We start from the raw sequence: 25,564 nt of genomic DNA, 5'->3' as shown, positions 1-25,564 counted from the left end.
CTCCTTCCCTCCACCACGGATCCTAGGCCATCCCGCCGTTCGACGATCAGTCGAAAGTCGGCGACCGGCCCGCGACAGCGATGTGCCCCGCGCCCTGGCGTGGCACGCTGACACGATGAACGACGGTCGGCTCGCGACCTACCGGAAGAAGCGCGACTTCGAGCGCACCGCCGAGCCGCGCGGCGGCAGCGCCACCGGCACCGGCGACCGGTTCGTCGTGCAACGCCACCGCGCCCGCCGCAGGCACTACGACCTCCGCCTGGAGTTCGACGGCGCGCTGCTGAGCTGGGCGGTGCCCAAGGGCCCGACGCTCGACCCGTCGGTGCGCCGGATGGCCGTCCAGGTCGAGGACCACCCGCTGGAGTACGCCGACTTCGAAGGCACCATCCCGGCCGGCGAGTACGGCGGCGGGGACGTGATCGTGTGGGACCGCGGCACCTGGACGCCCGGCGAGGACGACCCGGCCGCCGCGCTGGAGGCCGGCACCCTGCACTTCGAGCTGCACGGCGAGAAGCTCCGCGGGCACTTCGTGCTGGTGCGGCGCGGGGAGGAGCAGTGGCTGCTGCTGCACAAGCGCGACGAGCACGCCGAGGACGGCTGGGATCCCGAGCAGCACCCGAAGTCGGTCAAGAGCGGCCGCACCAACGAGGAGGTCGCCGCCGATCCCGAGGCGGAGTGGCGCAGCGACCTGCCCGCCGACCGCGCGGAGGTCCGGCTGCGCCCGAGCTGGGAACCTCCGACCGACGAGGAACTCGCCGAGCTCGAACGGCTCGGGAACAAGGGCACCTGGCACCTGCAGGGCCGGAAGATCTCGCTCACCAACCTGGACAAGGTCCTCTTCCCCGGCCGCGGCGGCGAAGAACCGATCACCAAGCGGGAGCTCGTCGCCTACCACGCGCGGATCGCGCCGGTGATGCTGCCGTACCTGGCCGGGCGGGCGTTGAACAGCCACCGCTTCCCCAACGGCGTGGAGTCCTCCGGCTTCTGGCACAAGGAGGCGCCGAGCCACGCGCCCGACTGGCTGAGCACCTGGGAGTACCCCGGCGCCGACCCCGACGACGTGCAGCGCTACATCGTCCCGGACACCCCCGCCGCCCTGGCCTGGCTGGCCAACTACGCGGCGCTCGAGCTGCACCCGTGGACCTCCCCGATCGACGACGTGGAGCACCCCAGCTGGGCCTTGTTCGACATCGACCCGGGCGAGAAGACCACCTTCGACGACGTGCTGACGCTGGCGCGGCTGCACCGGGCCGCGATGGAGCACATGGGCGTGGTGGCGAAACCGAAGGTCACCGGGCAGCGCGGCGTCCAGATCTGGGTGCCGGTCGAACCGCGCTACACCTACGCCGAGACCCGGTCGTGGGTGGAGAAGGTCTCCCGCGCCGTCGGCAACACGGTCCCGGAACTGATCAGCTGGGCGTGGTCGAAGTCCGAGCGGAAGGGCTTGGCACGGCTCGACTACACGCAGAACGTCCTCAACAAGACCCTCGTCGCCCCCTACAGCGCCCGCCCCCGCCCTGGCGCCCCGGTGTCGGTCCCGCTCGAATGGGACGAGCTCGACGACCCGGACCTCACCCCGGACCGCTGGACGATCCGCACGGTCCTGGACCGCGTCGCCACCACCGGCGACCCCTTCGCCGAGCTCCTCCACCACCGCCAGCCCCTCCCCAGCATCTGACCGCGGTCCGGAGCGGATGAGCGCTGAAGCCGCTGTCGGCCCCGGCCGGACAGCGTCGCCGGCTCCGCCCTGTGTTTCACGCGAGGTTCGGAGTGTGTCCCCGCCCCTTTGCGCGAACCGCGCAGCCTGCGCGAAGTCGTGCCCGCAGCTCCGGCACTCCACCTGAGCACCCTTGCCCGTCCCACCGCAGACCGGGCAATCACGGGTCTTCGGCTTGGTGACCAGCCACAGGATCCCGAGGATGACATCGACGGCCACCCACAGGGCGATAGGACGCCGACCCCGGGGGCCGTACCGACGTTCGACGCCGGATCGGTGGATCGGGCCGAGTGGCGGTTCCTCCGATGACCCAGACGAGCAACAGCGCGTTGATGGCGAGGATGACCCACGTGAAGACGCGGAAGGGCGGGAGTTGCATCGCGTACTCCGTCCAGGACGGAGCCCACCGCACGGCTGCGACCCCAGAACCCGTGCACAGGTGGCACGTCACCGCAGCAGGTCGGCGTGGGCAGAGTAACTCAGAGTCGTTCGACGAACGCCCTTCCCGGTAGAGGCGACGTGCCCGACCAACGACCTCAGTGGACAGTTCCGCACGCGCGGCACACACCGAAGTGGACACCGACGCTCGACCCCAGCAGAACCAGCCGAAGCACGACGAGCGAGAACGCGCACCCAGCAGCCCTCCGGAGCCGACCCCCTCCCCCCGGCCCGAGCTGATCGACACCCGAAGAGCATCAATTTCACTCGACACTGAAGCAATCATCAGCATCAACAACTCGACCCAGACTCTGCTGCCGGGCAACTACCGCGAAACAAGCGACCAACCAACGAGGATCGCGGCGACAGCCGCCTCCCCAGGCCCAGCACTCAACTCGCACCGCCGCAAGACCCAGGCGGCCCGCGGCAGCCGCCGCTTCTCCAAGCGTGGGACTCAACCCGCACCACCACGAAGAGCAAGCGGCTCGCGGGAGCCTCTGCTGCTCCACATGCGGACTCAAACTCGCACCACCACAGGAGCCAGACGGCCCCGGCGGCAGCCGCTTCTCCAGATGCGGGACCCAACCCGCACCACCGCAAGAGCCAGACGGCCTCGACAGCAGCCGCTTCACCAGATGCGGGACCCAACCCGCACCACCGCAAGAGCCAGACGGCCTCGACAGCAGCCGCTTCACCAGATGCGGGACCCAACCCGCACCACCGCAAGATCCAGACGGCCCCGGCGGCAGCCGCTTCAGACGCGGGACCCAACCCGCACCACCGCAGGTTCTGAGGGGCTTCGTGGCGAGTACGCCGGGACGCCGCAGCAATGCTCACGGAGCGGCGCACGGATCCACGGAGCCGCTCAGGTCCTGCCACCCGCACCGCCCAGCAGAGCAACCACGAACACCTAGGGCTCTGGGTAGCGGGTGGTGAGCAGGCCTTGGCACCAGCTTGCGTTCGCTTCGATGCTGTAGCGGGTGGTGCGGGCGATCCGCAGGCGGGCCGGGAGGTCCTCCGGGGTGAGCGGTTCGCCGGTGTCGTCCAGCAGGAGGGGTGCTGCACCGTCGTGGCGGAACCCCAGGCGGCGGCGGTGCCGGCGCAGGGCCGCCGTGTCCGGCACGTCGTCGAGCGTGAGGGCCGTCAGTTCCCCGTGGGTCCGGCCGGTCTTCAGCAGTGCGGCCGCCAGGCGTTCCTGCTCGGCCGCGTGGGCCTTGCGCAGGAACACCGCGCGGAGGTCGTCGAGCTCACCGGCGGACAACCCGGGGAACGCCGCGTCGAAACCCTCCCCCGCCGCGACGCCGGCGTTGATCTCCTCGGACGCGAAGTGGTCGAGGAGCCGGACGACGACGCTGCCGACCCCGCGCAGCGCGGTGAGCGCGTCGTGGGCGTCGGAGACCATCAGGTAGGCGAAGTTCGGCGCGCAGAAGTAGGTCGGCAACCTCAGGTCGACCTCCACCCGGTCGGCGTCGACCTCGCAGCGGGCCACGAACCCCAGCTCGGTGATCGGCCGGTCCAGCTCCGGATCGACCACCTGGCCCAGGGCCCGCTCCACCGCGTTGACGTCCACAGTGGAGGGCGCGGTCATCGGGCCACCGCCTCCCGCGCGGCCGGGATCTGCACCGGCACCTCGATGTCGTAGAGGTGCGCGAGGTTCAGGCCCAGCACCTTGCGCTTGATCTCGGGGGTCAGCACGCCGTACTCGTCCTGCATGTCCTCCGGGATCTGGAAGTCCACGAACTTCTCGATCAGCCACTTCGGAGTCCAGATCGCGTAGTCGCTGGCGAAGGTCAGCCGGTTCTCGTCCAGCCAGTACAGCAGCTCGCCGATGATCCGGGCGAAGTAGCGCGGGCGGGAGTGGATGAACGGCATCGCCACCGCCAGACCGCCGTAGACGTTGGGTTCCTGGGTGGCGATCCAGCAGAAGTCCTCCAGTCGCGGCAGGCCGCAGTGCTCGACGATGAAGTTCAGGTCCGGGAACGCGGTGGCCGCGTCGTCGACGTCGGCGACGTCGAAGGCGTCCCGGTTGAGCGGGTAGATCGTGGGGCCTTTGTGCACGTGGATGTTGCGGATCCCCAGCTCCTGGCACTTCTCCAGGTACCGGTAGGACCACGGGTCGGACAGCTTCCAGCCCTTGGAGTCGCCCTTCCACTCGGCGGTGTAGAGCTTGACGCCGCGCAGGTTCCAGCGCTCCGCCGCACGCTCCAGCGCGACCAGGCCCTCCTCCTCGTCCCGCGGGTCCCAGCTGCCGTTGACGATGAAGCGGTCCGGGTACTTCTCGGCGAGCGCCCCGTCCCGCTCGGTCGTGTTGAAGCCGTTGACGAAGAAGTCCGTCAGGTACGTGGGCTGGAAGATGGCCTTGTCGACGTAGCCGACCTCGAACAGGTCGTGCAGGACGTCCTCCTCGCCCTGCGACTGGAAGTGCTCCAGCGTCCACTTGGCCTCGTCCGGGCTGAGGTTCGAGTGGTAGTCGTAGAAGCAGTTGAGGAAACCGGTGCCGTACCGGTTGGCCTGGTTGGCGGGCGTGCCGTCCCAGAAGTGGATGTGACCGTCCACGATGAAGTACTGCTCGTCGCCGTTGACGTACATGACGGGCTTCCTTTCCTAGGGCACGAGGATCGCCCGGCCGCCTGGGATGCGGCCCGCGTCGAGGTCGGCGAGCGCGTCGAGCGCCTCGTCCAGCGAGTACCTGCGGGTGCGCAGCGAGACCTTGCCCTGCGCGGTGAGCGCCATCAGCTCGACCAGGTCGGTGTAGGAGCCGACGAGGTTGCCGATCACGTTGATCTCGCGGGAAATCACGTCGATGGTCGGGATGTCGACGTGCCCGCCGTAACCGATGACGAAGTACGAGCCCGCGTCCCTGGTCATCGCCACGCCCTCTGACTCGGTGCCGCCTTCACCGACGAAGTCGAGCACGACGTGCGCGCCCCGGCCACCGGTGATGTCCAGTGCGCTGTCCACTTGGGACCTGTCGGCGAGCACGGTGTGGTGCGCGCCGAGTTCCGCGGCGAGGTCCAGCGCCCGCTGCGAGCGGTCGATGACGGTGATCTCGGCGGGCGTCATGGCCAGCAACGACTGCAGCCCGATGTGGCCGAGCCCGCCGGCGCCGATGAGCACCACGTGCGTCCCGGCGGGCAGCAGCGGGACGGCCTTGCGCACCGCGTGGTAGGCGGTCAGCCCGGCGTCGGCGAGTGCGGCGACGTCGGCCGGCTCCAGGCCCTCGTCCAAGCGCACCACGGAACGGGCGTTGGTGAGCATCAGCTCGGCCATGCCGCCGTCGGTGTTGATGCCGGGGAAGGTGGAGTTCTCGCAGTGCACGTCGTCGCCCGAGCGGCAGGCCAGGCAGAGCCCGCAGGTCACCAGCGGGTGCAGGATGACGCGGTCACCGGGTGCGGTGCCGGAGACCGCGGGACCGACCTCACGCACCGTTCCGGCGTTCTCGTGGCCGATGACGTAGGGCAGCTGCACGCCGCTCTTGTCCTGCCACTGGCCTTCGACGATGTGCAGGTCGGTGCGGCACACCCCGGCCGCGTCGATCTCGACCAGCACGTCCAGGGGGCCGGTGACCACCGGGTCCGGGACCTCTTCGAGGACCGGCTTCTGCTCGTACTCGTGCACTCGCACCGCTCGCACCGCCGACCACCTCCGGCTCGACCAGGACGGGTCCGTCCCCCAGGTTGCGCCGAAGCGGCCATGACCGCCCGTTGGGAGACTGGTCCGGTCCCGTGCCGAGGGCGTCGTCGCTCACCGGGAGGCACCTCGCACCCGACCGACGGGAGTGCGGCGCACGAGGTTCAGGCGTCGACCCAGCCGTGGCGCACGGCGATCTGGGTGAGCTTCTGGCGGACCTGCAGGATCTGCTCGGCGGTCATGCTGGGCGCGGAGGTCAGCAGCGCTTCGGTGACGGTCTCGTGGAACTCCTTGGCCGAGAGGACGCCGAAGAGCTCCTCACCCGGGGGCTGCTCGTCCGCGGTCGCGGACTGCCGGAGCATCTGGACGCGGGAGGCCTTGGGGCCGCGGTCGCTGTCCTCCAGGTCGAACTCGACCACCACACCCGGGGCGACCAGCCGCTTGTCGAAGGTCAGGTCGTTGACGTGGATGAAGACGTCCTCACCACCGACGTCCGGCGCCACGAAGCCGTACCCGCGCACCTCGTCGAACCTGATGACCTTGCCGGTGACCATCCACCGCACCCCGCCTTCACCCCGTACCCGCGGCCGCAAGCCAAGCACTGTACCTCGGGCCCCGGCGACCGGGCCAACGACTCCGGCGGAGAACCGGTGGTCAGCGCCGTGGCATCGGGATGTCGGCGTTGGGCTGGCTGCGCTCCATGGGGCCGTGCTCGATGAAGTCCGCGGCGAACTTGATCCCCGCCTGGTAGGCCTCCACCCGGGCGCGGCCGATCTCGGCCTCGATGGTCTCCGGGTGCAGCTCCTCCGCCAGCGAGCGGATCTCCGCAAGCCGGTCGCGGGTCTCCTCATCCATCCTGTTGCCACCCTTCCGCATGAACACTGCGCTCAAATCCTCACGGTTGTTCGCGTTCTTCGCACGATCGGGCAAGGCTAGACCTGCGTACTCGCCAAACCCGATCAGGTGAACACAACGATGATCGTTAGCCCGGACACCACGCGGGGTCACCGCCGTCGATCTGCGGTTACGATCCGCCGGACGGCAGGCGGACAGGTGCGTGGAGGCGGCATGAGCGACGGCCGACTGGGGCTGGAAGTCGAGCAGAACGTGGCCCGGATCACGATCGACAACCCGGGCAAGCGCAACGCGATGAACGCGGCGATGTGGCGCCGGCTGCCGGAGCTGCTCGCCGAGATCAGCGCCGACCCGCTGGTGCGGGTCGTGGTGCTCACCGGGGCGGGCGACGCGTTCTGCGCGGGGGCCGACATCACCGAGCTGCACGAGATCGAAGGCCCGCGCGGCAGCGCGACCGAGCCCGCCGAGCGAGCCCTCCTGAACTGCCCGCTGCCGACGATCGCGCTGATCAACGGTCTGTGCATCGGTGGCGGTTGCCAGCTCGCCGCGGCCTGCGACCTGCGGATCGCCGCCGAGTCGGCGGTCTTCGGCATTACCCCCGCCAAGCTCGGCGTGGTCTACCCGTCGTCGAGCATCGAGCGGTTGACCGAACTGGTCGGCCCGTCGGCGGCGAAGCTGCTGCTGTTCTCCGCCGACTTCTTCAACGCCGGACGCGCGCTCGGGATGCGGCTTGTCGACGAGGTCGTCTCCGACCCGGCCGTCCGGGTGGCCGAGCTCGCCGGGACCATCGCCGGGCGTTCGCAGTTGAGCGTGCGAGCGGCCAAGGAGCTCGTGGACCTGGCCGCGCTCGGCGAGCCGCTGACCGACCGCGCCGCGCACTGGCACCAGGTGGCGGAGGAGACCGGGGAGACCGGAGAAGGCGTCAGCGCCTTCCTCGACCGCCGCCCTGCTGAGTTTCCCTACTCCTAGCCTTCACGTGCTTTGCTCACGGCGCCGGTGGCATAACCTGAGCGGCTCCGTGGACTCCGTGCGCCGCTCCTGATGTGTGCCACCACACGGCGTCACGGCGTCCTCCCCACGAAACCGCTCAGAACCTGCGGCGGTGCGAGCTGAGTCCCACGCCTGCAGACGGTGCTCATCCGTGGTGTCCAGCGTGGACGCTCTGAGGGCTGTTGGTCAGCGGGCGTCCAGGGCTTGGCGGCTGCTTCTGATGATCTTGGTGAGGGCTGTGTGGAGCTCTTCGAGGTCGACCAGGCCAACGCCGAGCGTCTCGACGATCTGGTAGGGGACCTTCTCGGCTTGCGCGCGCAGCGACTCGCCTTCGGCGGTCAGCGCTACCTCCAGGCGGCGCTCGTCGGTGCGGCTGCGGGTGCGCAGCACGTAGCCCACCGACTCCAGCCGTTTCAGCAGCGGGGACAGCGTGGCGGCGTCGGCGTGCAGGGCCTCGCAGAGGTCGGTCACCGAACGGGGCGCGCGCTCCCACAGCGCGAGCATCACCAGGTACTGCGGGTGCGTGAGGTTCATCGGTGCGAGCAACGGCCGGTACAGCGAGATGACGTTCCGGGAGGCCACCGAGAGCGCGAAGCACACCTGGCGGTCGAGGGCGAGCGGGTCCTCGCCCAGGTCAGGGGTCTGCACGGGGTCAGCTTACCCACACTCCACGACACGCTAACAGTTCGTGTGCTAATCGTTGGGTGTGAACCAACGCCCTGACTCCCGCCCGAAGCGACCAGACCCGCTGCGGTGGACCTGGTACGCCTTCGGCGGCCGCCTCCCCGACCGCTACGGCGAGTGGGTGCTGCACGACGTCACCTGCCGGACGTGGGTGCTGCGGCACGCCGCCCGCAGCCTCGTCCAGATCTCCCCGGGCCTGCTGTTCCTGCTGCTCCCGGGGCCGCTGTGGATCCGCGCGATGGCGGTGCTCGGTGGCGTCATCCTCGCGCTGTGGTACTCGCTGTCGTACATGGAGCACACCTGCGAGTACCGGCTGCACAAGCACGGCTACCCCATCGGCGCCGGCCGCGCGACCCGCGAAGCCGCGCACGCCGAGGAGCGGGCCAAGAAGGCCTCGCGCTACGAGGAGATCTACCGCAACCACGGCTGACCCGTCCGGAGTCTGGCAACCCGGCTTGCCGTGGTGGCAAGCTGGGGTGGTGGACGACGACTTCGAGCAGGCGCTGGAGGCCGTGGGGCCCCGGTTGCGCGCCCTGCGGCGGCAACGCGAGACGACGTTGGCGGACCTGTCGAACTCCACCGGCATCTCGGTGAGCACCCTGTCGCGGCTGGAATCCGGTTCGCGCAAACCGACTCTCGAGCTGCTGTTGCCGCTGGCCAAGGCGCACGGCGTCACCCTCGACGAACTCGTCGACGCCCCGCCCACCGGCGATCCCCGGGTGTACCTGAAGCCGATCAAGCGCGGCGGCATGACGATGCTGCCGCTGACCCGGCGCGCGGGCGGCATCCAGGCCTACAAGCTGATCATCCCCGCGTCGGCGCGTCGTGCCGAGCCCGATCCGCAGACGCACGAGGGCTACGAGTGGCTCTACGTCCTCAACGGGCGCTTGCGGATGATCCTCGGCGAGCACGACGTAGTGCTCTCCCCCGGCGAGGCCGCGGAGTTCGACACCCGCGTCCCGCACTGGTTCGGCCCCGCCGACGACGAGACCGTCGAATTCCTCAGCCTGTTCGGCAAGCAGGGCGAACGCGCCCACCTGCGCGCCCGCCCCAAGGACCGGCCCGACCGCTGAACCCCGTGATCTCCCGGCCCGGCGCTAGGCCGTCCCGGGCCGGCTGGAAGCGACCGGACCACCGGGAGGACATGACGTGGACGTGGTGAGCAGACGCGGCCTGCTGGCCGCTTCGGGAATCATCGCGGCGGCGAACCTGCTGCCCGGGGTGGCGTTTCTCGGCGCAGGCCGGTGGTGAGCGGACGAGCACGGCGACAGGCACGCTGCCGCCGGGTGTCGACGACTGGTCCTCCCCGCCGGTCGAGGTGCCGGAGGGCTTCGCGGAACTGGAGGTGATCTACTCCTACGACAAACCTGCAGTACCGCCTGGCACTCGCGGGAACGCGTGCGACATCGGCATCTTCGGCCCGCATGGCCACGAGCTGGGCGACGCGCGGGGGTTCCGCGGCTGGTCCGGCGGCGCCCGCGACCGGTTCGCCCTCAGCGCCTCGGCCGCCACACCCGGCTACCTGCCGGGGCCGATCACGCCGGGGACCTGGCACGTCGTCCTAGGCCCCTACACCGTGGCGCCGCAGGGCATGCGGTACCGCGTGGACGTCACGCTGCGGTTCGGCCCACCGGGCGCGCCGCACGAACCCCGCCCGGCGCCGGAGACCGCACCCGCGCGCGATCGGGGACGCGCCTGGTACCGCGGCGACAACCACCTGCACACCGTGCACTCCGACGGCCGCCGAACACCGGCTGAGCTCGTCGACGCCGCCCGCGCGGCCCGGCTGGACTTCATCACCTCCACCGAGCACAACACCCCGTCGGCCTCGCTGCAGTGGGGCGAGCACGCGACCGACGACCTGCTGATCCTCAACGGCGAGGAGGTCACCACCCGCTCCGGGCACTGGCCGGCGATCGGCCTGCCGGCGGGGACGTGGATCGACTGGCGCTACCGCAGCACCGAGCCCGGCAGCGTCCGGCGGTTCGTCGACCAGGTCCACGAGGCGGGCGGTCTCGTCGTCGCCGCGCACCCGTTCGCCGGCTGCTTCGGCTGCACCTTCGAGTTCGACCTCCGGCTCGCCGACCTCGTCGAGGTCTGGAACGGGCCGTGGACCGCCGAGGAGGAAGCAGCCCTGCACCAGTGGGACGGCCTGCTGCGCACCGGGCACTGGATCCCGCTGATCGGTGGCTCCGACGCGCACAACCCCAGCGACCCCGTCGGCAGGCCGCAGACGGTGGTCCTCGCCGACGCGCTCCGCCGGGACGCGCTGCTGGACGGCTTGCAGCGGGGACGTTCCTGGCTCGCCGAGTCGGCCGAGGTCCAGCTCGCGTTCTCCGCCTCCGCCGGTGGCCGCCGCGCCGGGATCGGCGAGACGCTGGCGGTGGCCACCGGTGAACCGGTGGACTTCGAGGTCTCGGTCGACGGCGTCCCGGGCACGGAGGTGCGGATCCTCGACCAGCTCGTCGTCGAGCACACCGCAGCCGGTTCGACCCGGTGGCGGACCTACCGCCGCTACACCCGCTGGGCGCGGGTGGAGGTGCGGCGCGGCGACACCGTGGTCGCGATGACCAACCCGGTCTTCCTCGGCGAGTTAGGTTAGGACGCGACGCCCTGCACCGGGACGCATCAGGGGCGACGCACGGAGTCCACGGAGCCGGCCAGGTCCTGCCACCGGCACCGCTGAGCGGAGCGATCTCCACACAGGACTGAGGGCTCCGGGCGTGACGCGGGTAGATCGAGGAGGTTGTTCATGGGTGACGCAACGCGGGTGGCCGTGGTCACCGGAGCCAGCAGCGGCATCGGCGCGGCGAGCGCGAAGGCCTTGGCCGCAGCCGGTTTCGACGTGGTCGTCGGCGCACGCCGGCTGGACCGGTTGCAGGAGGTCGCCGACGCGTGCGGTGGCCGGCCGCTCCAGCTCGACGTCACCGACCAGGCCTCGGTCGACGCGTTCACCGCTGCCGTCGAGCGCTGCGACCTGCTGGTGAACAACGCCGGCGGCGCGGTCGGCGCGGAGACCATCCTGGAGGCCAGGGACGAGGACTGGCAGTGGATGTACGAGACCAACGTGATGGGCACCCTGCGGGTGACCCGCGCGTTGCTGCCGAAGCTGCTGGAGTCCGGTGATGGTCAGGTCATCAACATCGGCTCGGTCGCGGGACGCGAGCCCTACGCCACCGGTGGCGGGTACAACGCCGCCAAGCACGCGGTCGCGGCGTTCTCCCGGGTGCTGCGGCTGGAGATGTTCGGGCAGCCGATCCGGGTGTGCGAGATCGACCCCGGACTGGTGCAGACCGACTTCAGCCTGGTCCGCTTCCGCGGTGACCAGGAGAAGGCCGATGCCGTCTACGAGGGCACGACTCCGCTGACCGCCGAGGACGTGGCCGAGACGGTGTCCTGGGTGGCCACCCGTCCGCCGCACGTCAACGTCGACCAGGTCCTGATGCTGGCGCGCGACCAGACCTCGGCGCGCGTGATCAACCGGGGGCAGTGAGCACGCTCGGGTTGCTGGGTGCAGCTCAGCCCCCGAAGCGCTGCGACCACGCCATGACGTCGGCCGGGCTGGCGTTGCCGCCGCAGACGACGAGACCGAGCTTGACGCCGGAGCGTTCGGCGATGATCCGCCGCGCCGCGGGCAGCAGGCAGCCCGCGGCGGGTTCGGCCCACAGCTTCGCGTGCTGCGCCAGCTGCAGAACTCCGCGCACCGCTTCGGGATCGGGCACCACCAGCACGTCATCGACGAGCTCGCGCACGTGCCGGTAGGTCAGCTCGGAGACGGCGGGGGCGCTCAGCGTCGACACGACCGACGACAGCTCGACCGGCACCGGTCCCCCGGCCGCCAGCGCCGCCGACATGGCTTCGGCGCCTTCGGTCTCCGCGCCCCAGATGCGCACGTCCGGCCGTGCGGCGCGCAACGCCGTGGCCACACCCGAGATCAGGCCGCCGCCACCGATGCTCACCAGCACGTCGGTGAGCTCACCGGCGTCCTCGGCGAACTCCAGCCCGACCGTGCCCTGGGCGGCGACCACGACCGGGTCGTCGAAGGGGTGGACCAGGGTGCTGCCCTCGGCGCGCAGCTCCTCGGTGAGCGCGAACGCGCCGGCCATGTCGTCGGTGAGGCACACCCTCGCCCCGGCCGACTCGGCGATCCGCACCGCCCGCTCCGGCGCGGACCGGGGCATCACCACGGTCGCCTTGACGTGCAGGGCACCGGCCATGACGGCCAGGGCGATCCCGTGGTTGCCGCCGCTGACCGCGACGACCCCGGCGGCCCGTTCGGCCTCGTCCAACGACAGCAGCTTGGCGACGGCGCCGCGGGCCTTGAACGACCCGGTGCGCTGCAGCAGTTCCAGCTTCGCCGTCACCGGCACGCCCAGCAGCTCGGAGAGCCCCGGACTGGGCACCGTCGGCGTCCGCACCACGTGCCCGGAGAGGGCGCTCGCAGCCGCCTCGACGTCGCTGATCCCGATCACCACACGCCTCCCCAGGAACTCTTCCTCCGCACAGTAGTAGCTGTTCGAGGACCTGGCGGAGCCGCCCGTTCTCGACGAGGAACTCCCGCCACCCCCACGGCCCCCTGGCCGAGCGGCTCCTCAACGCCCTCTACGCCGGGCGGAAGCAGGGGACGACTTCGTGCTCCGGCTCTTCCCCGGAAGGCTCGAAGACGACCTCGACGCGCAGGTCCGTCAGGTCGGTGTCCGGGTCGACGTCCTCGAGGCGGGTCCACCACCACGGCCCCTCGTCGAGCTCGACGATCCCGACCACGAGGCGGAACGAGCCGCCGTCGGGCCGCGTGTGGTGCACGGCGCTCCAGGACACGACCTTGCCGGCACCGGAGGCCGGGACGTGCTCGACGTCGTCGTCGGCGGCGATGGGCGTGTGCGGGCTCAGGTGCTCGCCGGTGTCGCGGCGGCGGGGCAGCAGGAACCGGCCAGCGCGAGTTCCGTCGAAGAAAGCGGCGCTGGCGTGGTCGCGCACGACCGGGACGAGGGCCATGGAGGTCTCCTTCAGGCGGACAGCACCAGGGTGCTGTGGTGGGAGAAGATGCCGCCGTTGCCCGAGACCAGCACGAGCTCGTGGTCGGGCACCTGCCGTTCACCGGCGTGGCCCCGGGCCTGGATGATCGCCTCGGACAGCGGGGTCATGCCCCACATGTAGTAGGAGGACAGCTGCCCGCCGCCGGTGTTGAGCGGCAGCGATCCGCCGGGGCCGAGCACGCCCGGGGTGGCGGCGAACTCGCCGCCCTCCCCCTTGGCGCAGAACCCGTAGTCCTCCAGCGTCAGCAGCACGGTGAAGGTGTAGCAGTCGTAGAGCTCGGCGATGTCGATGTCGGCCAGCGACACCCCGGCCATCCGCAGCGCCGCCGGACCGGCCTGCGCCGCACCGCTGACCAGGCCCAAGTCGTCGTCCCGGCGCAGCGACCCGCCGGGATGCGCCTGCGCCCAGCCCAGCACCGACACCGGCGGCTGGGCCAGCGAGGCGGCGCGGTCGCCGCGGGTGACGACGACCGCGACACCGCCGTTGGACACCATGCAGCAGTCCAGCAGGTGGAAGGGTTCGGCCACCATCCGCGACGCCTGGTGGTCGGCGACGTCGATGGGCTCGCGGAACCGCGCCAGCGGGTTCATCGACGCCCACTCGCGCTGCGCGACGGCGATCTGGCCGAGCTGCTCGCTGGTGGTGCCGTAGGCCTGCATGTGGCGGCGTGCCGCCAGCGCGTAGAAGGCGTTGGGACCGGTGAAGCCGCTGGTGGCGATGAGGCCGCTCCAGCCCTTCGGCGCGTAGCGTTCGGCACCGTAGACGGCGCCGCTGGACTTCCCCTCGCGCAGCGGGGCGTCGGCGAACACGCAGACCACGGTGTCGGCCATGCCCGCTTCGACCGCCATCGCCGCGTGCTGCACCATCGCCCCAGCGGTGGAGCCGAAGGACTGCATCTGGGTGAGCAGCCGCAGGTCCTCCAGGCCCAGGTCGTCCTGCAGGCTCAGGTCCACACCACCGGACAGCCCCGCCGACACCAGCAGGCCGTCGACCTCGCCGAGCCGCAGTCCGGCGTCGGCCACGGCTCGGCGGACGGCCTCGGCGGCGAACTGCTGCGCGGTGCGGCCGTAGACCTTGCCCATCTCGGTCATGCCGAGACCGGCGATCGCGGCCCGCCGGTGCGCCGGCAGGTCACTGCGACTGCTCATCTGCCATCCTTCCGGACGATCACGGTCCGAAAGTAGGTCAGCGCATCCGGTTTGTAAATGGATCAGGAGAAGTACCGGCGGGGGTTGTCCACCAGCATGGTCGTGATCTGCTGCTCGGTGACGCCGGCTTCACGCAGCGCGGGCAGCACCGCGTCGTGGATGTGCGTGAAGTGCCAGTCGGGCAGCACCTGCTCGACGGTCCCCTGCGGGAACCAGTCGTTGTGGCAGGAGGCGTCGTGGGCCAACACCATCCGGTCGGCCAGGCCCTGTCCGGCCAGTGCGGCGATGGTGACCACCCGCTCGTCGGTGGCCAGCAGGGCGTCCAGCCCGAAGCGGTCCATGCCGATGTAGGAGCCGTTGTCGACGAGCTCGCGCAGGTAGTCGGTGTCGGTCGTGTCGCCGCTGTGTCCGATGACGACCGCACCGAGGTCGACCCCGTTGCGCCGCAACACCTCCTGGGCGACCAGCCCGGTGCGGTGCCCTGGGCTGGTGTGCACGGTGATCGGCACGCCGGTCCGGTTGTGGGCCTCCGCGACCGCGTTGAGCACCCGTTCCACTCCCGGGGTGAGCTCTTCCTCGATCGCGCACTTGAGGAACGCGGCCTTGATGCCGGTTCCGGCGATGCCCTCGGTGATGTCCTTGACGAACATGTCCACCATCAGCTCATCGCCACCGAGCAGCGTGCCGGGACCGTGCAGGCGGAAGAAGAACGGCACCGAGTCGTAGGTGTAGAGGCCGGTGGCGGCGATGATGTTGAGGTCGACCTCGGCGTTGACGCGCGCGACGCGCTCGACGTCGCGGCCGAGTCCGATCACGGTGGGGTCCACGATGGTGTCGACACCGCGTTCGGCCAGTTCGCGCAGGCGGCGGACCGCGTCGGCGACCCGTTCCTCCTCGTCCCAGAACTCCGGGTAGTTGCGGCGGATCTCCTCGTTGAGCACGAAGACGTGCTCGTGCATCAGCACCGTGCCCAGCTGGTCAGCCGGTACCTGCCCGCGAACGGTGTCGACCATGTTCGTCCTCCTCGACGATCTAGCGTGCACGGCACCATAAGCGCCCGGTCGCCTTGCGCGAACCCGCGCGGCGCAGGCATGTTGGTGCGATGACCGTGGTCAACTCGCGGGGGCCCGCGACGTTCCGCGATGCGGAGTTCCCCGCCGACCCGTATCCCGGAGCCCGTCCCGACCACTCCTTCCTGCACCAGGACGAACAGGGCTGGCGCTTGACGCCCGACACCACGTCCCCGTCGGGCTGGCGGGTCGGATCGGCGTGCCTGGACGAGCACCTGACCGGCGTCGGCGCGGAACCGGTGTCGGCGCGGTGGCCGGTGCTGGCCTACGGTTCGAACGCCTGCCCGAGCAAGATCACCTGGTTGCGCGAGCAGCTCGGGCTCACCGGACCGGTCGTGACGCTCACCGCCACCTGCACGGGGTTGTCGGCGGTGTGGGCCTCCGGCGTGCGCGCCCGCGACGGTCAGCGCCCCGCTGTCCTCGTCTCCTCACCCGGTGTGGTCGAACGGCACGCGGTGTGGTTGGCCACGGCCGAGCAGCGCCGCGTGCTCGACGAGTGCGAGGGCCGCGGGGAGCGCTACCGGTTGGTGCGGTTGCACGGCGACGAACGCGTGGAGCTGGAGAACGGTCGCGCCGCGCCGGTGCTGGCCTACGCGGCCCTGGGCGAAATCCGCCGCCCGCTGCTGGTGGACGGACGTTTCGTGCCCTGCAGCGCTCTCGGTCAGCACGGTGCCCGCGAGCTCACCGGCGTCCCCGCCGACTCCGACGGGCTGGAGTGCACCGAGATCACCGGTGAGCCCGGGCCGCCGCCGGCGTGAACGCTCGGTACGTTGGCCCCGGGGAGGGTTCACGCATGCTGCCGACCGCCGAACTGCACCTGCACATCGAGGGAACGCTCGAACCGGAGATGCTGGTCGAGCTGGCAGCCCGCAACGGCGTGGCGCTGGCGACCAGCGACCTCGACGAGCTCCGGGCGAAGTACGACTTCAGCGACCTGCAGTCGTTCCTGGACCTGTACTACGCGAACCTGCCGGTGCTGCGCACCGACCAGGACTTCTACGACCTGACCAGCGCTTACCTCGCCCGCGCCGAACGCGCCGGGGTGCGGCGGGCGGAGATCTTCTTCGACCCGCAGGTGCACCTCGGCAACGGTGTGCCGCTGGGCGCGGTGTTCGAGGGCATCACCGGGGCGTTCCAGAACTCACCGGTGTCCACCGACCTCATCCTGTGCTTCCTGCGCGACCTGGGACCTGGTGCGGCGGCCGAGACGCTGCGGAAGGCGCTGCCCTTCCGGGAGCGCTTCATCGGGGTGGGACTGGACTCCGCCGAGGTCGGACATCCACCGGCCCCGTTCGCCGAGGTCTACCAGCAGGCGGCGGCCGAGGGCCTGCACCGGGTGGCGCACGCCGGTGAAGAGGGCGGACCGGAGTACGTGCGCGACGCTCTGGACGTGCTCGGCGCCGAGCGCATCGACCACGGCATCCGGGCCGTGGAGGACCCCGAGCTCGTGGCGCGGTTGCGCGACGAGCAGGTCCCGCTCACGGTGTGCCCGCTGTCCAACGTGGCGTTGCGCGTGGTGGACCGGCTGGCCGACCACGTCCTGCCCGCGATGCTCCGCGAGGGTCTGCTGGTGTGCGTCAACAGCGATGACCCGGCCTACTTCGGCGGCTACGTCGACGACAACTTCGCGGCCTTGCGGGGCGATCTCGGGATGACCGACGAGCAGCTCGCGCTCCTGGCGCGCAACTCCTTCGACGCGTGCTTCGCGCCTGACGAGGAGAAGGCGGCGTGGAAGGCCGAAGTCCCCGGCTGACACCGTCCCCAGTGGACGGGTTTGGAGCACCTCCCTCCACGGGTACCTCCCGACCGGGTACCCTTGAAGGAGGTTCAACGATGGCTGACGAACTGAGCGGCCGCAAGGTCGCGATCCTGGCGACCGACGGCGTGGAGCAGGTCGAGCTGACCGGCCCCCGCGACGCGATCGAACAGGCGGGCGGCCAGGTCGAGGTGGTGTCGCTGCACTCCGGCGAGATCCAGGCGATGAACGGCGACATCGACAAGGGCGACCGCTTCCCCGTTGACCGGGAGGTCACGCAGGTCTCGGTGCGCGACTACGACGGCCTGGTGCTGCCCGGCGGCACCATCAACCCCGACCAGCTGCGCAGCAACGGCACCGCCGTGGCGTTCGTGCGTGATTTCGTCACCGCCGGCAAACCGGTGGGCGCGATCTGCCACGGCCCGTGGACACTGGTCGAGGCCGACGTGGTGAAGGGACGGCAGTTGACGTCCTACCCGAGCATCCGCACCGACATCCGCAACGCGGGCGGCGAAGTCACCGATCAGGAGGTCGTCGTCGACGACAATCTGGTGACCAGCCGGAACCCGAAGGACCTGCCCGCGTTCCAGGACGCGGTGATCAAGGCGGTCGCGTCGAGCTGAGTCAGGAGCGCTTGCGGGCCGCAAGACGTTCGACGAGCCCGAGCCTGAAGCGCTCGGACTCGATCACCTCGAAGCCGGCCCCGGCGAGGTGCCTGGATGGGCGGCGGCGGAAGTGCTCGCCGCCCATCGGCACCGTCACCAGCTCCGCCACCCGCTGCAGCAGGCGGACCGGCCACGCGGTGCTGACGACGTGGTCGGCGAGCAGCAGCAGACCACCGGGCCGCAGCACGCGGTGCATCTCGGCGATCGCCCGCTCGTGGTCGGGGATCGCGCACAGCGAGAAGGTGCACACCACGGTGTCGAACGTGCCGTCGGCGAACGGCAGCTCCCGCGCGTCGGCCTCCCGGAGGTCGGCTTCGATGCCGAGCTCGGCGCGACGCCGCTGCGCGAGCGCGAGCATGCCGGGGCTCCACTCGACGGCGCTCAAGTGCGTGCCCTCCGGGTAGAGCGGCAGGTTGAGCCCGGTCCCCACGGCGACCTCGAGCACCTCGCCGGTGGCGCGGGTGCACACCCACTGCCGGCTGTCCCCGGCCAGGTAGCGGTCGAAGCGTGCCATGACGCCGTCGTAGGAGGACGCCGACTTGTCCCAGTACCGCCGCAGCTTCTCCGAGCGCTCCACAGCGCGACGCTACCGCACGAGCGGGCAGCGCACGGCCTGGTTCAGCGCCGCGGGAGGCGGCCGCGACCGGGCACCAGGTGCTGCCGCTGCCGGCGGTCATCACCGGCGCGGGCGGGGAACGCCCCGGTCTGCGCGGCTACCGGCGGCATGTTCGCCCCGGTGCTCACCGGGCGCATCCCGGTCCCCGTGCTCGTCACCGGCGGCAGCTGGGTCCCCGTGTCGGCGAGGGGGCGCATCTGCGTGCCGGTGTCAGTGAGGGGGCGCATCTGCGTGCCGGTGTCGGTCACCGGGCGCATCTGGGTGCCGGTGCTGCGGGTGATGTTGCGGATGCTGGAGGACACCATCACCAGGAAGGCCAGCACGCCCGCCTCGTCGTAACCGGGCATGCCCGGTGCAGGAGGGTTGAACTCGGCGTTGAGCACGTCGTTGGGCGTGAGGTCGTCCATGCCCCGGAGGGTCGCCTGGACCCGGTCCATGAACGCGTCGACCTCGGCCTTGTCCAGCGCCGTGCTCTGCGAGGTGGCCGGCTGCAACCCGCGGAACTGCTCCGCCTGCACCACCTCGGGCGCAGGCTGCGGGTGGGCGGTCTGCGCAGGCTGGCGCGGAGGGCGCTTCGGCAGCGGCGTGCTCGCGGTCTCCTCCGGCTTCGCGTGGACCTCGTCCGGCACGCGCGGGACCTCCTCGGCCTGGCGCGACTTGCGCTCCTGCTCGGCGAGCACCTCGCGCTTCATCAGCGTCAGCGCGACCTTGTCCAGGAACTCGTCCACCTGGACCTTCTTGTAGGCCCGGCCGCCACGCCTGCGCGGGCTGAACTTCGTCGTCAGCACGTCGCGGGCGGTCACCAGCGGCTTGCCGCGCAGCGTCGCTTCGACCCGCCCGAGGAAGTGGTCCACCTCGGCCTCGTCGTACCCGCGCTCCTTGCGCCAGGCCCTGCCGAAGACGACATTGCGCACATCATCAGGGGTCAGCATGTTCTTCCGGCCTCCACAGGGCGTCCGCACCATTCCTCTCGGACGCATACCCGGCCTTCCGCCGAGCCCCCGACCGCCCGTTCGCGCGACCCAGCTTGCACGGAGGAGGACGTGAGATCAAGGCCCGAGCCGGCCCATTCACGCTGGGCCGTGCAGCCCTCACGCCGCGTGCCCGTCACCCCGTCCGCCTCATCACCCCCGGAAAAGGCGCGAACTCGCACACTCGTCCACAGTGGACAAAAGAGGACGCACCCCGGTGAGTCGCAGGACCCACCGGGGTGCGTGCCGGACCTTCAGGAGCGGAGGTGGAGCGACCTCCGCACGGTTTCCGGAGCCGCGGTCATCGTCGCCGCCGCGATGAGAGCTCCCGCCGCGACGAGCAGCGCCACGCTCCACGACGCACCGCCCGACCAGAGGAGGAGGCTCGTCGCCAGCAGCGGGGTGAAGCCGCCCAGCAGGACGCTGCCCATCTGGTAGCCGATCGACAGCCCGCTGTAGCGCAGCTGCGGTTCGAACAGCTCCACGTAGAAGGCCGCGATCGGGGCGAACACCGCCGCGTGCGGGATCGCCAGGGCGATCACCAGGGCCAGCGCGATGAGCGCCGGTGACCGGGTGTCGACCAACCAGAAGAACGGCCACGCGTAGAGGGCCATGAACACAGCGCCGCCGATGAACACGGGTTTGCGCCCGATGCGGTCCGACAGCGCGCCCCACACCGGCAGGGCGACGATGTTGACGGCCGCGGCCAGCATCACGCCGGTCAGCCCGGCCTGCTTCGGCAGCTCCAGGTACTGCGTGATGTAGGTCAGGATGAAGACGGTGAACACGTAGTAGTTCCCGCCTTCGGCGAAGCGGACGCCCACGGCGACGAGGAGTTCCCGCGGGTGGGTGCGCAACACCTCCACCAGCGGCCGCTTGGCGGGCCGGTCCTCCTTCGCCGCGACGAAGGAATCGGGCTCGCTGATGCGGAAGCGGATGTAGAGCCCGACCAGCGCCAGCACGACGCTGAGCAGGAACGGGATCCGCCACCCCCACGCGTCGAGCTGCTGCTCCGGCAGCATCGAGACGATGCTGAACGCACCGGTTCCCAGCAGCAGACCGGCGGAGACGCCTGTTTGCGGCCAGGCGCCGTAGCGGCCTCTCCTGTCGTCCGGCGCGTGTTCGACCGCCATCAGGACCGCGCCGCCCCACTCGCCGCCGACGGCGAAGCCCTGCACCAGCCGCAGCAGCACCAGCAGCGCGGGCGCCGCGATGCCGATCTGCTGGTAGGTGGGCAGCAGTCCGATCAGCGTCGTGGCGGCACCCATCAGCGTCAGCGTCATCACCAGCGTGGCCTTGCGGCCGAGCCGGTCACCGTAGTGCCCGGCGACGAACCCGCCCAGCGGGCGGGCGATGAAGCCCGCGGCGAAGGTGCCGAAAGCAGCCAGCGTCCCCGCCGCCGGGGAGAGGTCGGTGAAGAACAGCCGGTTGAAGATCAGCGCCGCAGCGGTGCCGTAGATGGTGAAGTCGTACCACTCGATGACGCTGCCGATGGTGCTGGAGGTCAGCGTCCGCGACGCGGACGCGCTCGGGGCACGCGTCATTGCGTTGACCGACATGTGCGGGTGTGCCTTTCGGTGTCGCGATCAGGGGCGGGCGAGAGCGTCGGGGACCCAGGGGAGCTCGGCGTCGCCGTGCTTGGCCGCGCGGACGTCCCCGGAGCGGGCGTGGCCTTCGAAGAGCTCGACGCGGGCGGCCCGGCCGCAGATCTCACCGAGCTGAGCGCTGGAAGCCGGGTCGGTGACCTCCTGGTAGGTCACGGTCTTGAGGTACTTGCCGACCCACAGACCGCCGGTGTAGCGGGCGGCGCCGCGGGTGGGCAGCACGTGGTTGGTGCCGATCACCTTGTCGCCGTAGGAGACGCAGGTCCCCTCCCCCAGGAACAGCGCGCCGTAGTTGCGCATCTTGTCCAGGGCCTCGCGCGGCTGCTCGGTGAGGATCTGCACGTGCTCGCTGGCGTAGGTGTCGGCGAGCCGGTAGGCCTCGTCGAGGTCGGCCACGACGTGCACCTCGCCGTGGTCGCGCCAGGCGGGTTCGGCGTTGTCGCGGGTGGGCATGCCCGGCAGCAACGCCTCGACGTGCTCGATGACCGCACGCCCGAGGGCTTCGGAGGTGGTGATCAGCACGGCCGGCGAGTCGGGACCGTGCTCGGCCTGGCTGAGCAGGTCGACGGCGACCACGAACGGGTCGGCGGACTCGTCGGCGACGACCAGGACTTCGGTGGGTCCGGCGAACAGGTCGATGCCGATCTCGCCGTAGAGCTGCCGCTTGGCCTCGGCGACGAAGGCGTTGCCGGGCCCGGCGAGCATGTCGACCGGCTCGATCGTCTCGGTCCCCAGCGCCATGCTCACCACCGCCTGGACCCCGCCCAGCAGGTAGATCTCGTCGGCGCCCGCGAGGTGCATGGCCGCGACCGTGGCGTCCGGGACTTCGCCGCGGATCGGCGGGGTGCAGGCGATCACGCGCGGCACACCGGCGGCCTTGGCGGTCAGGATCGTCATGTGCGCCGAGGCCAGCAGCGGGTAGCGCCCGCCCGGCACGTAGGCACCGGCAGCCGAGACCGGGATGTGCTTCTGGCCGAGGTGGACGCCCGGCAGCGTCTCGACCTCGATCTCGCGCATGGATTCCAGCTGCTTCTCGGCGAAACCGCGGACCTGCTGCTGGACGAACTCGATGTCGGCGATGACCTGCTCGGGCACCCGCGCCATGACCTCGTCGATCTGGGACTCGGTGAGGCGGAACGACTCCGGCTCCCACCGGTCGAACCTGGCCGAGTGCTCCCGGACGGCTGCGTCACCGCGCTCCCGGATGTCGGCGATGATCGCGGCGACCTTCTCCTGCACGTCGGGCAGCGAGGTCGTGGTGGCTGCCGAGCTCTGCGCGGCCCGCTTCAGCGCGTACGTCATGGAACCCTCCCGGATGTTTACGTACACATGCACCCTAGGGCGCGCGGATGTTTACGTAAACCCCGTAAGATGGCCTTCCTCGATGCAGTGACGAAGGAGGTGCCCGGTGGTCACCAGCCGGGACGTGGCACGGCTGGCCGGCGTGTCCCAGATGACGGTGTCCCGCGTCCTCCAGGACAGCGGCAAGGTCGCCCCGCAGACCCGGGCACGCGTGCTGGCCGCGATGCGCGAGGCCGGCTACCGGCCGCACGCCGCCGCGCGCACGATGCGCACCCGCCGCACCTCCACGGTCGGTGTCGTCGTCGCCGACATCACCAACCCCTTCTACCCGCAGCTGCTCGAAGCCGTCACCGAGGCTCTCGACGCCGCGGACCAGCGCATGGTGCTGTGGAACGGGCCGGACGGCTCCGGTGCGCTCGAATCGCTCGACGAGGGCACCGTCGACGGCTTGATCTTCACGACCGTCACCGAGGCGACCCCGCAGCTCACCGACGCCGTCGAACGCGCGGACCCGATCGTGCTGCTGCACCGCGGTCTCGACGAGCTCGACTGCGACCAGGTCACCACCGACAACGCCGCGGGCGGTCGCGCGGTGGCCGAGTACCTGGTCACCGCGGGCCACACCCGCATCGGGTTCGTGAGCGGCCCGGAACTGCCCAGCACCGCACGTCACCGGGAGCAGGGCTTCCGCGAGCGCCTCGCCGAGCTCGGGCACCCGCTGGCCGACGAGCTGACCTCGCCCGGGGGCTTCGCCCACGACGTCGCGCGCTCGGCGATGCGCCGCCTGCTCGAGCTCGAGAGCCCGCCGACGGCGGTGTTCTGCGCCAACGACCTCACCGCCCTGGGCGCGGTGGACGGCGCGGTCTCGCTGGGACGGCGCGTGCCGGAGGACGTGTGGGTGGTGGGCTACGACGACATCGCGCTCACCGCCTGGGACTCCTACGACGTCACCACCGTCCGCCAGCCCATCGCGGAGATGGCGCGCGCCTCGGTGCGGCTGCTGCTGGAGCGCATCGGCGACCGGGGCCTGCCCCCGCGCAAGGAGTGCTTCTCCAGTGAACTCGTGGTGCGTGGGTCGACCGCGCGCACCGCACGTCCGGCGGTCTAGCCGGGCCTCTGCCAGACTCGGACGGCGTTGTGCGGCCAGAACGTCGAGGGGCTGGCGATGACTTCCTTTCCGACGGCGTTGGGCTTGTCCGCCGAGCAGACCGAACACGTGATCCGCTGCGCCGGGCTCGCGCCCTCGCTGCACAACCGGCAGCCGTGGCGGTTCCGGCTCGCCGATCACGTCATCGAGGTGCACGCCGACCCGCAGCGCCGGCTGCCCGCCACCGACCCCGACGACCGCGAGCTCCGCTTGGCCTGCGGCGCGGCCCTGCTGAACCTGCGGCTCGCGCTGGAGCACGTCGGGGTGCGCCCGATCGTGGACCCGCCGTCGCAGATGGGCGCACCGACCGTGCTCGCCGAGGTGCGCAGCGGCGGCAAGACCACCCAGCCCCCGGGCGAACGTGCGCTCTACGAGGCGATTCCGCGCCGCCGCAACAACCGCCGCCCGTACGAGGAGCGGCAGGTGCCGAGCGCGGACCGGCACGCGCTGGGCAGCGCCGCGCAGTGGGAGCAGGGGTGGTTGCACCTGCTGACCCGCGGCGAACTGGACCAGTTCTCCGAGCTGGTGCACCGGGCGCACCGCCTCCAGCTCGCCGACGAGCGCTTCCGGGTCGAGCTGGAGCGCTGGACCGGTCGTCCTCGCGAGGTCCACGAAGGAGTGCCGGCCGCCGCGGCCGGACCGCAGCCGGAGCCGCAGGACCTGTGGGTGGTGCGGGACTTCTCGGGCGGCACAGCACCGCAACGGGTGGCGGGCAAGGACTTCGAGCGCGAACCGCTGCTGGCGGTGCTGTGCTCGTACCACGACAGCCGCGCGGACGACGTGCGCGCGGGCCAAGCCCTGCAACGGGTGCTGCTGACCGCCTGCTCCCGCGGCCTGCAGTCCTCCTTGCTCTCCCAAGTCCCGGAAGTCCCCCAGACCCGCGAGGACCTGCGCCGCATGCTCGGCGGATCGCTGCAACCGCAAGCAGTGCTGCGCTTCGGCTACGGCTCCCCCACCCCGCGAACACCGCGCAGAGAACCAGCAGACCTGCTGTTGCAGTAGGGCATGGCACCGTCGTGCTCGAGGCGGCTCGCGGCGGCAGCCGCTTCGTCAGGTGCGGGACTCAGCTCGCACCGCCGACGCTTCTGAGCGGCGTCGTGGCGAGTACACCGCGAGCCGCCTGCACAGACATGCTCCAGGAGCGGCGCACGGAGCCGCTCAGGTCCTGCCACCCGAACCGCCCAGCAGAGCAACTCCGCCACACATCTGAAGCACGAGGAGGTGCGCGTGGCGAAGTTGATCCACTCCGCGATCGGTTCGCTCGACGGCTCTCTCAACGACGCCGACGGTCGCTACGACTGGGCGGTTCCCAGCGACGAGGTGTTCGCGTTCATCACCGACCGCGAACGCGACGCAGGCACCTACCTGTGCGGCAGGCGGACGCACGAGGAGATGTCGCTTGGGAGACAGGCGATTTCACGGCCGAAGGACCGTTGGTGGAGGAGTTCGCGCACCTGTGGCGGCGAGCCGAGAAGGTCGTGTTCTCCCGGACCTCGGCCGGGGTTTCCACCGCCCGGACGCGGCTGGTGCGCGACTTCGACCCCGACGTGGTGCGCGGCCTCAAGGACTCCTGCGCGGCCGACCTGCTGGTGGGTCGTGGTGCTGGCCGGTCAGGCGCTGGAGGCGGGACTGGTCGACGAGGTGCAGGTCTACACCGCCCCGGTGCGGGTGGGCGGCGGCACCCGGATCTTCCCGCCGGAGGTCCGGGTGCCGCTGAACCTCGTCGAGCACAGGCGTTGTGACAACGGCATGACGTTCCACCGCTACGCCTGCGCGGGACACGGCCAGCCGTGAGCCTCCCGGGAGTGGTGGGAGGACCGGGAGACCCACGGCTGGTTGCTCAGTAGCGGTAGTGCTCGGGCTTGTAGGGGCCGTCGACGTCGACGCCGATGTACTCGGCCTGGGCCTTGGTCAGCTTGGTCAGCTTCACACCC

General features: G+C 70.9%; 27 protein-coding genes. 12 read left to right on the top strand and 15 right to left on the bottom strand.

What is annotated here, in order from left to right:
• The first annotated feature begins 115 nt into the window (after nt 1–115).
• On the top strand, nt 116–1,678 hold the full coding sequence (ligD, locus tag EIL87_RS00135; RefSeq protein WP_125088057.1) for a non-homologous end-joining DNA ligase LigD: 1,563 nt from the start codon (nt 116–118) through the stop codon (nt 1,676–1,678).
• A 1,387-nt stretch (nt 1,679–3,065) separates the two neighbouring features.
• Here ligD and EIL87_RS00130 read toward each other — a convergent pair.
• The 5 genes from EIL87_RS00130 to EIL87_RS00110 all read right to left on the bottom strand — a co-directional run bounded on the left by EIL87_RS00130 (nt 3,066) and on the right by EIL87_RS00110 (nt 6,640).
• Nucleotides 3,066–3,743 carry an iron-sulfur cluster assembly protein gene (locus tag EIL87_RS00130; protein WP_125088056.1) on the bottom strand — a complete coding sequence of 226 codons (678 nt, stop codon included), beginning with the start codon at nt 3,741–3,743 and terminating at the stop codon, nt 3,066–3,068.
• Complete coding sequence (locus EIL87_RS00125) at nt 3,740–4,744, bottom strand: amidohydrolase family protein (protein ID WP_125088055.1); 1,005 nt, start codon at nt 4,742–4,744, stop codon at nt 3,740–3,742. The genes EIL87_RS00130 and EIL87_RS00125 overlap by 4 nt, the downstream gene beginning before the upstream one ends.
• A 15-nt stretch (nt 4,745–4,759) precedes the next feature.
• A complete protein-coding gene (locus tag EIL87_RS00120) occupies nt 4,760–5,788 on the bottom strand; it encodes an NAD(P)-dependent alcohol dehydrogenase (RefSeq protein WP_125088054.1) in 1,029 nt (342 codons plus the stop codon).
• 161 nt (nt 5,789–5,949) lie between these two features.
• On the bottom strand, nt 5,950–6,339 hold the full coding sequence (locus EIL87_RS00115) for a cold-shock protein (RefSeq protein ID WP_125088053.1): 390 nt from the start codon (nt 6,337–6,339) through the stop codon (nt 5,950–5,952).
• Nucleotides 6,340–6,439: 100 nt separating this feature from the next.
• Nucleotides 6,440–6,640 (bottom strand): hypothetical protein, encoded by a 201-nt coding sequence (locus EIL87_RS00110; RefSeq protein ID WP_125088052.1) that lies wholly within the window; start codon nt 6,638–6,640, stop codon nt 6,440–6,442.
• 213 nt (nt 6,641–6,853) lie between these two features.
• Here EIL87_RS00110 and EIL87_RS00105 point away from each other — a divergent pair, with 213 nt between their 5' ends.
• Nucleotides 6,854–7,609, top strand: a complete 756-nt coding sequence (locus tag EIL87_RS00105; RefSeq protein WP_125088051.1) for an enoyl-CoA hydratase/isomerase family protein — start codon at nt 6,854–6,856, stop codon at nt 7,607–7,609.
• A gap of 207 nt (nt 7,610–7,816) precedes the next feature.
• Here EIL87_RS00105 and EIL87_RS00100 read toward each other — a convergent pair whose 3' ends face one another.
• A complete protein-coding gene (locus tag EIL87_RS00100) occupies nt 7,817–8,278 on the bottom strand; it encodes a MarR family winged helix-turn-helix transcriptional regulator (RefSeq protein ID WP_125088050.1) in 462 nt (153 codons plus the stop codon).
• 58 nt (nt 8,279–8,336) lie between these two features.
• Here EIL87_RS00100 and EIL87_RS00095 point away from each other — a divergent pair, with 58 nt between their 5' ends.
• From EIL87_RS00095 to EIL87_RS00080, 4 genes are all read left to right on the top strand, one after another.
• Nucleotides 8,337–8,744 (top strand): DUF5313 family protein, encoded by a 408-nt coding sequence (locus tag EIL87_RS00095; RefSeq protein WP_233575877.1) that lies wholly within the window; start codon nt 8,337–8,339, stop codon nt 8,742–8,744.
• A 49-nt stretch (nt 8,745–8,793) separates the two neighbouring features.
• A complete protein-coding gene (locus tag EIL87_RS00090) occupies nt 8,794–9,387 on the top strand; it encodes a helix-turn-helix domain-containing protein (protein WP_125088048.1) in 594 nt (197 codons plus the stop codon).
• 245 nt (nt 9,388–9,632) lie between these two features.
• A complete protein-coding gene (locus EIL87_RS00085) occupies nt 9,633–10,916 on the top strand; it encodes a CehA/McbA family metallohydrolase (protein ID WP_325049375.1) in 1,284 nt (427 codons plus the stop codon).
• Nucleotides 10,917–11,066: 150 nt separating this feature from the next.
• On the top strand, nt 11,067–11,807 hold the full coding sequence (locus EIL87_RS00080) for an SDR family NAD(P)-dependent oxidoreductase (protein ID WP_125088047.1): 741 nt from the start codon (nt 11,067–11,069) through the stop codon (nt 11,805–11,807).
• A 25-nt stretch (nt 11,808–11,832) separates the two neighbouring features.
• On the opposite strand, the gene EIL87_RS00075 is transcribed toward EIL87_RS00080, so the two are convergent.
• The 4 genes from EIL87_RS00075 to EIL87_RS00060 all read right to left on the bottom strand — a co-directional run bounded on the left by EIL87_RS00075 (nt 11,833) and on the right by EIL87_RS00060 (nt 15,512).
• Nucleotides 11,833–12,786 (bottom strand): pyridoxal-phosphate dependent enzyme, encoded by a 954-nt coding sequence (locus tag EIL87_RS00075; protein WP_125088046.1) that lies wholly within the window; start codon nt 12,784–12,786, stop codon nt 11,833–11,835.
• 130 nt (nt 12,787–12,916) lie between these two features.
• Nucleotides 12,917–13,309: a Zn-ribbon domain-containing OB-fold protein gene (locus tag EIL87_RS00070; protein WP_125088045.1), complete on the bottom strand. Its 393-nt coding sequence runs from the start codon at nt 13,307–13,309 to the stop codon at nt 12,917–12,919.
• 11 nt (nt 13,310–13,320) lie between these two features.
• On the bottom strand, nt 13,321–14,499 hold the full coding sequence (locus EIL87_RS00065; protein WP_125088044.1) for a thiolase family protein: 1,179 nt from the start codon (nt 14,497–14,499) through the stop codon (nt 13,321–13,323).
• 62 nt (nt 14,500–14,561) lie between these two features.
• On the bottom strand, nt 14,562–15,512 hold the full coding sequence (locus tag EIL87_RS00060) for a phosphotriesterase family protein (protein ID WP_125088043.1): 951 nt from the start codon (nt 15,510–15,512) through the stop codon (nt 14,562–14,564).
• 89 nt (nt 15,513–15,601) lie between these two features.
• On the opposite strand from EIL87_RS00060, the gene EIL87_RS00055 reads away from it, so the two are divergent.
• The 3 genes from EIL87_RS00055 to EIL87_RS00045 all read left to right on the top strand — a co-directional run bounded on the left by EIL87_RS00055 (nt 15,602) and on the right by EIL87_RS00045 (nt 17,948).
• Nucleotides 15,602–16,327 (top strand): hypothetical protein, encoded by a 726-nt coding sequence (locus EIL87_RS00055; protein WP_125088042.1) that lies wholly within the window; start codon nt 15,602–15,604, stop codon nt 16,325–16,327.
• A gap of 35 nt (nt 16,328–16,362) precedes the next feature.
• Nucleotides 16,363–17,322 carry an adenosine deaminase gene (locus EIL87_RS00050; protein WP_125088041.1) on the top strand — a complete coding sequence of 320 codons (960 nt, stop codon included), beginning with the start codon at nt 16,363–16,365 and terminating at the stop codon, nt 17,320–17,322.
• A gap of 80 nt (nt 17,323–17,402) precedes the next feature.
• Entirely contained in the window at nt 17,403–17,948 is a 546-nt protein-coding gene (locus tag EIL87_RS00045; protein WP_125088040.1) for a type 1 glutamine amidotransferase domain-containing protein, read from the top strand.
• A 1-nt stretch (nt 17,949) separates the two neighbouring features.
• On the opposite strand, the gene EIL87_RS00040 is transcribed toward EIL87_RS00045, so the two are convergent.
• The 4 genes from EIL87_RS00040 to hisD all read right to left on the bottom strand — a co-directional run bounded on the left by EIL87_RS00040 (nt 17,950) and on the right by hisD (nt 22,483).
• Nucleotides 17,950–18,567, bottom strand: coding sequence for a class I SAM-dependent methyltransferase (locus tag EIL87_RS00040; protein WP_125088039.1), 618 nt, complete (start codon nt 18,565–18,567; stop codon nt 17,950–17,952).
• 41 nt (nt 18,568–18,608) lie between these two features.
• Nucleotides 18,609–19,538, bottom strand: coding sequence for a DivIVA domain-containing protein (locus tag EIL87_RS00035; RefSeq protein ID WP_158628553.1), 930 nt, complete (start codon nt 19,536–19,538; stop codon nt 18,609–18,611).
• A 293-nt stretch (nt 19,539–19,831) separates the two neighbouring features.
• Nucleotides 19,832–21,136, bottom strand: coding sequence for an MFS transporter (locus EIL87_RS00030; protein WP_125088037.1), 1,305 nt, complete (start codon nt 21,134–21,136; stop codon nt 19,832–19,834).
• Between the two features lie 27 nt (nt 21,137–21,163).
• The gene (hisD, locus tag EIL87_RS00025) at nt 21,164–22,483 is read right to left on the bottom strand and encodes a histidinol dehydrogenase (protein WP_125088036.1); all 1,320 of its coding nucleotides are present in this window, start codon (nt 22,481–22,483) and stop codon (nt 21,164–21,166) included.
• A gap of 106 nt (nt 22,484–22,589) precedes the next feature.
• On the opposite strand from hisD, the gene EIL87_RS00020 reads away from it, so the two are divergent.
• From EIL87_RS00020 to EIL87_RS26935, 3 genes are all read left to right on the top strand, one after another.
• A complete protein-coding gene (locus tag EIL87_RS00020) occupies nt 22,590–23,591 on the top strand; it encodes a LacI family DNA-binding transcriptional regulator (RefSeq protein WP_125088035.1) in 1,002 nt (333 codons plus the stop codon).
• Between the two features lie 57 nt (nt 23,592–23,648).
• On the top strand, nt 23,649–24,632 hold the full coding sequence (locus EIL87_RS00015; RefSeq protein ID WP_125088034.1) for an Acg family FMN-binding oxidoreductase: 984 nt from the start codon (nt 23,649–23,651) through the stop codon (nt 24,630–24,632).
• A 594-nt stretch (nt 24,633–25,226) separates the two neighbouring features.
• The gene (locus tag EIL87_RS26935; RefSeq protein WP_199740120.1) at nt 25,227–25,424 is read left to right on the top strand and encodes a dihydrofolate reductase family protein; all 198 of its coding nucleotides are present in this window, start codon (nt 25,227–25,229) and stop codon (nt 25,422–25,424) included.
• 46 nt (nt 25,425–25,470) lie between these two features.
• On the opposite strand, the gene EIL87_RS00005 is transcribed toward EIL87_RS26935, so the two are convergent.
• Nucleotides 25,471–25,564 (bottom strand): adenosylhomocysteinase (locus tag EIL87_RS00005; RefSeq protein WP_148101507.1); only part of this gene is annotated, 94 nt, incomplete at its 5' end.

This window comes from Saccharopolyspora rhizosphaerae, from assembly GCF_003931915.1.
Taxonomy (GTDB): Bacteria; Actinomycetota; Actinomycetes; order Mycobacteriales; family Pseudonocardiaceae; genus Saccharopolyspora; species Saccharopolyspora rhizosphaerae.
Note: the sequence above shows the minus strand (reverse complement) of the source record. Positions and strands in the feature narration are given on the sequence as shown.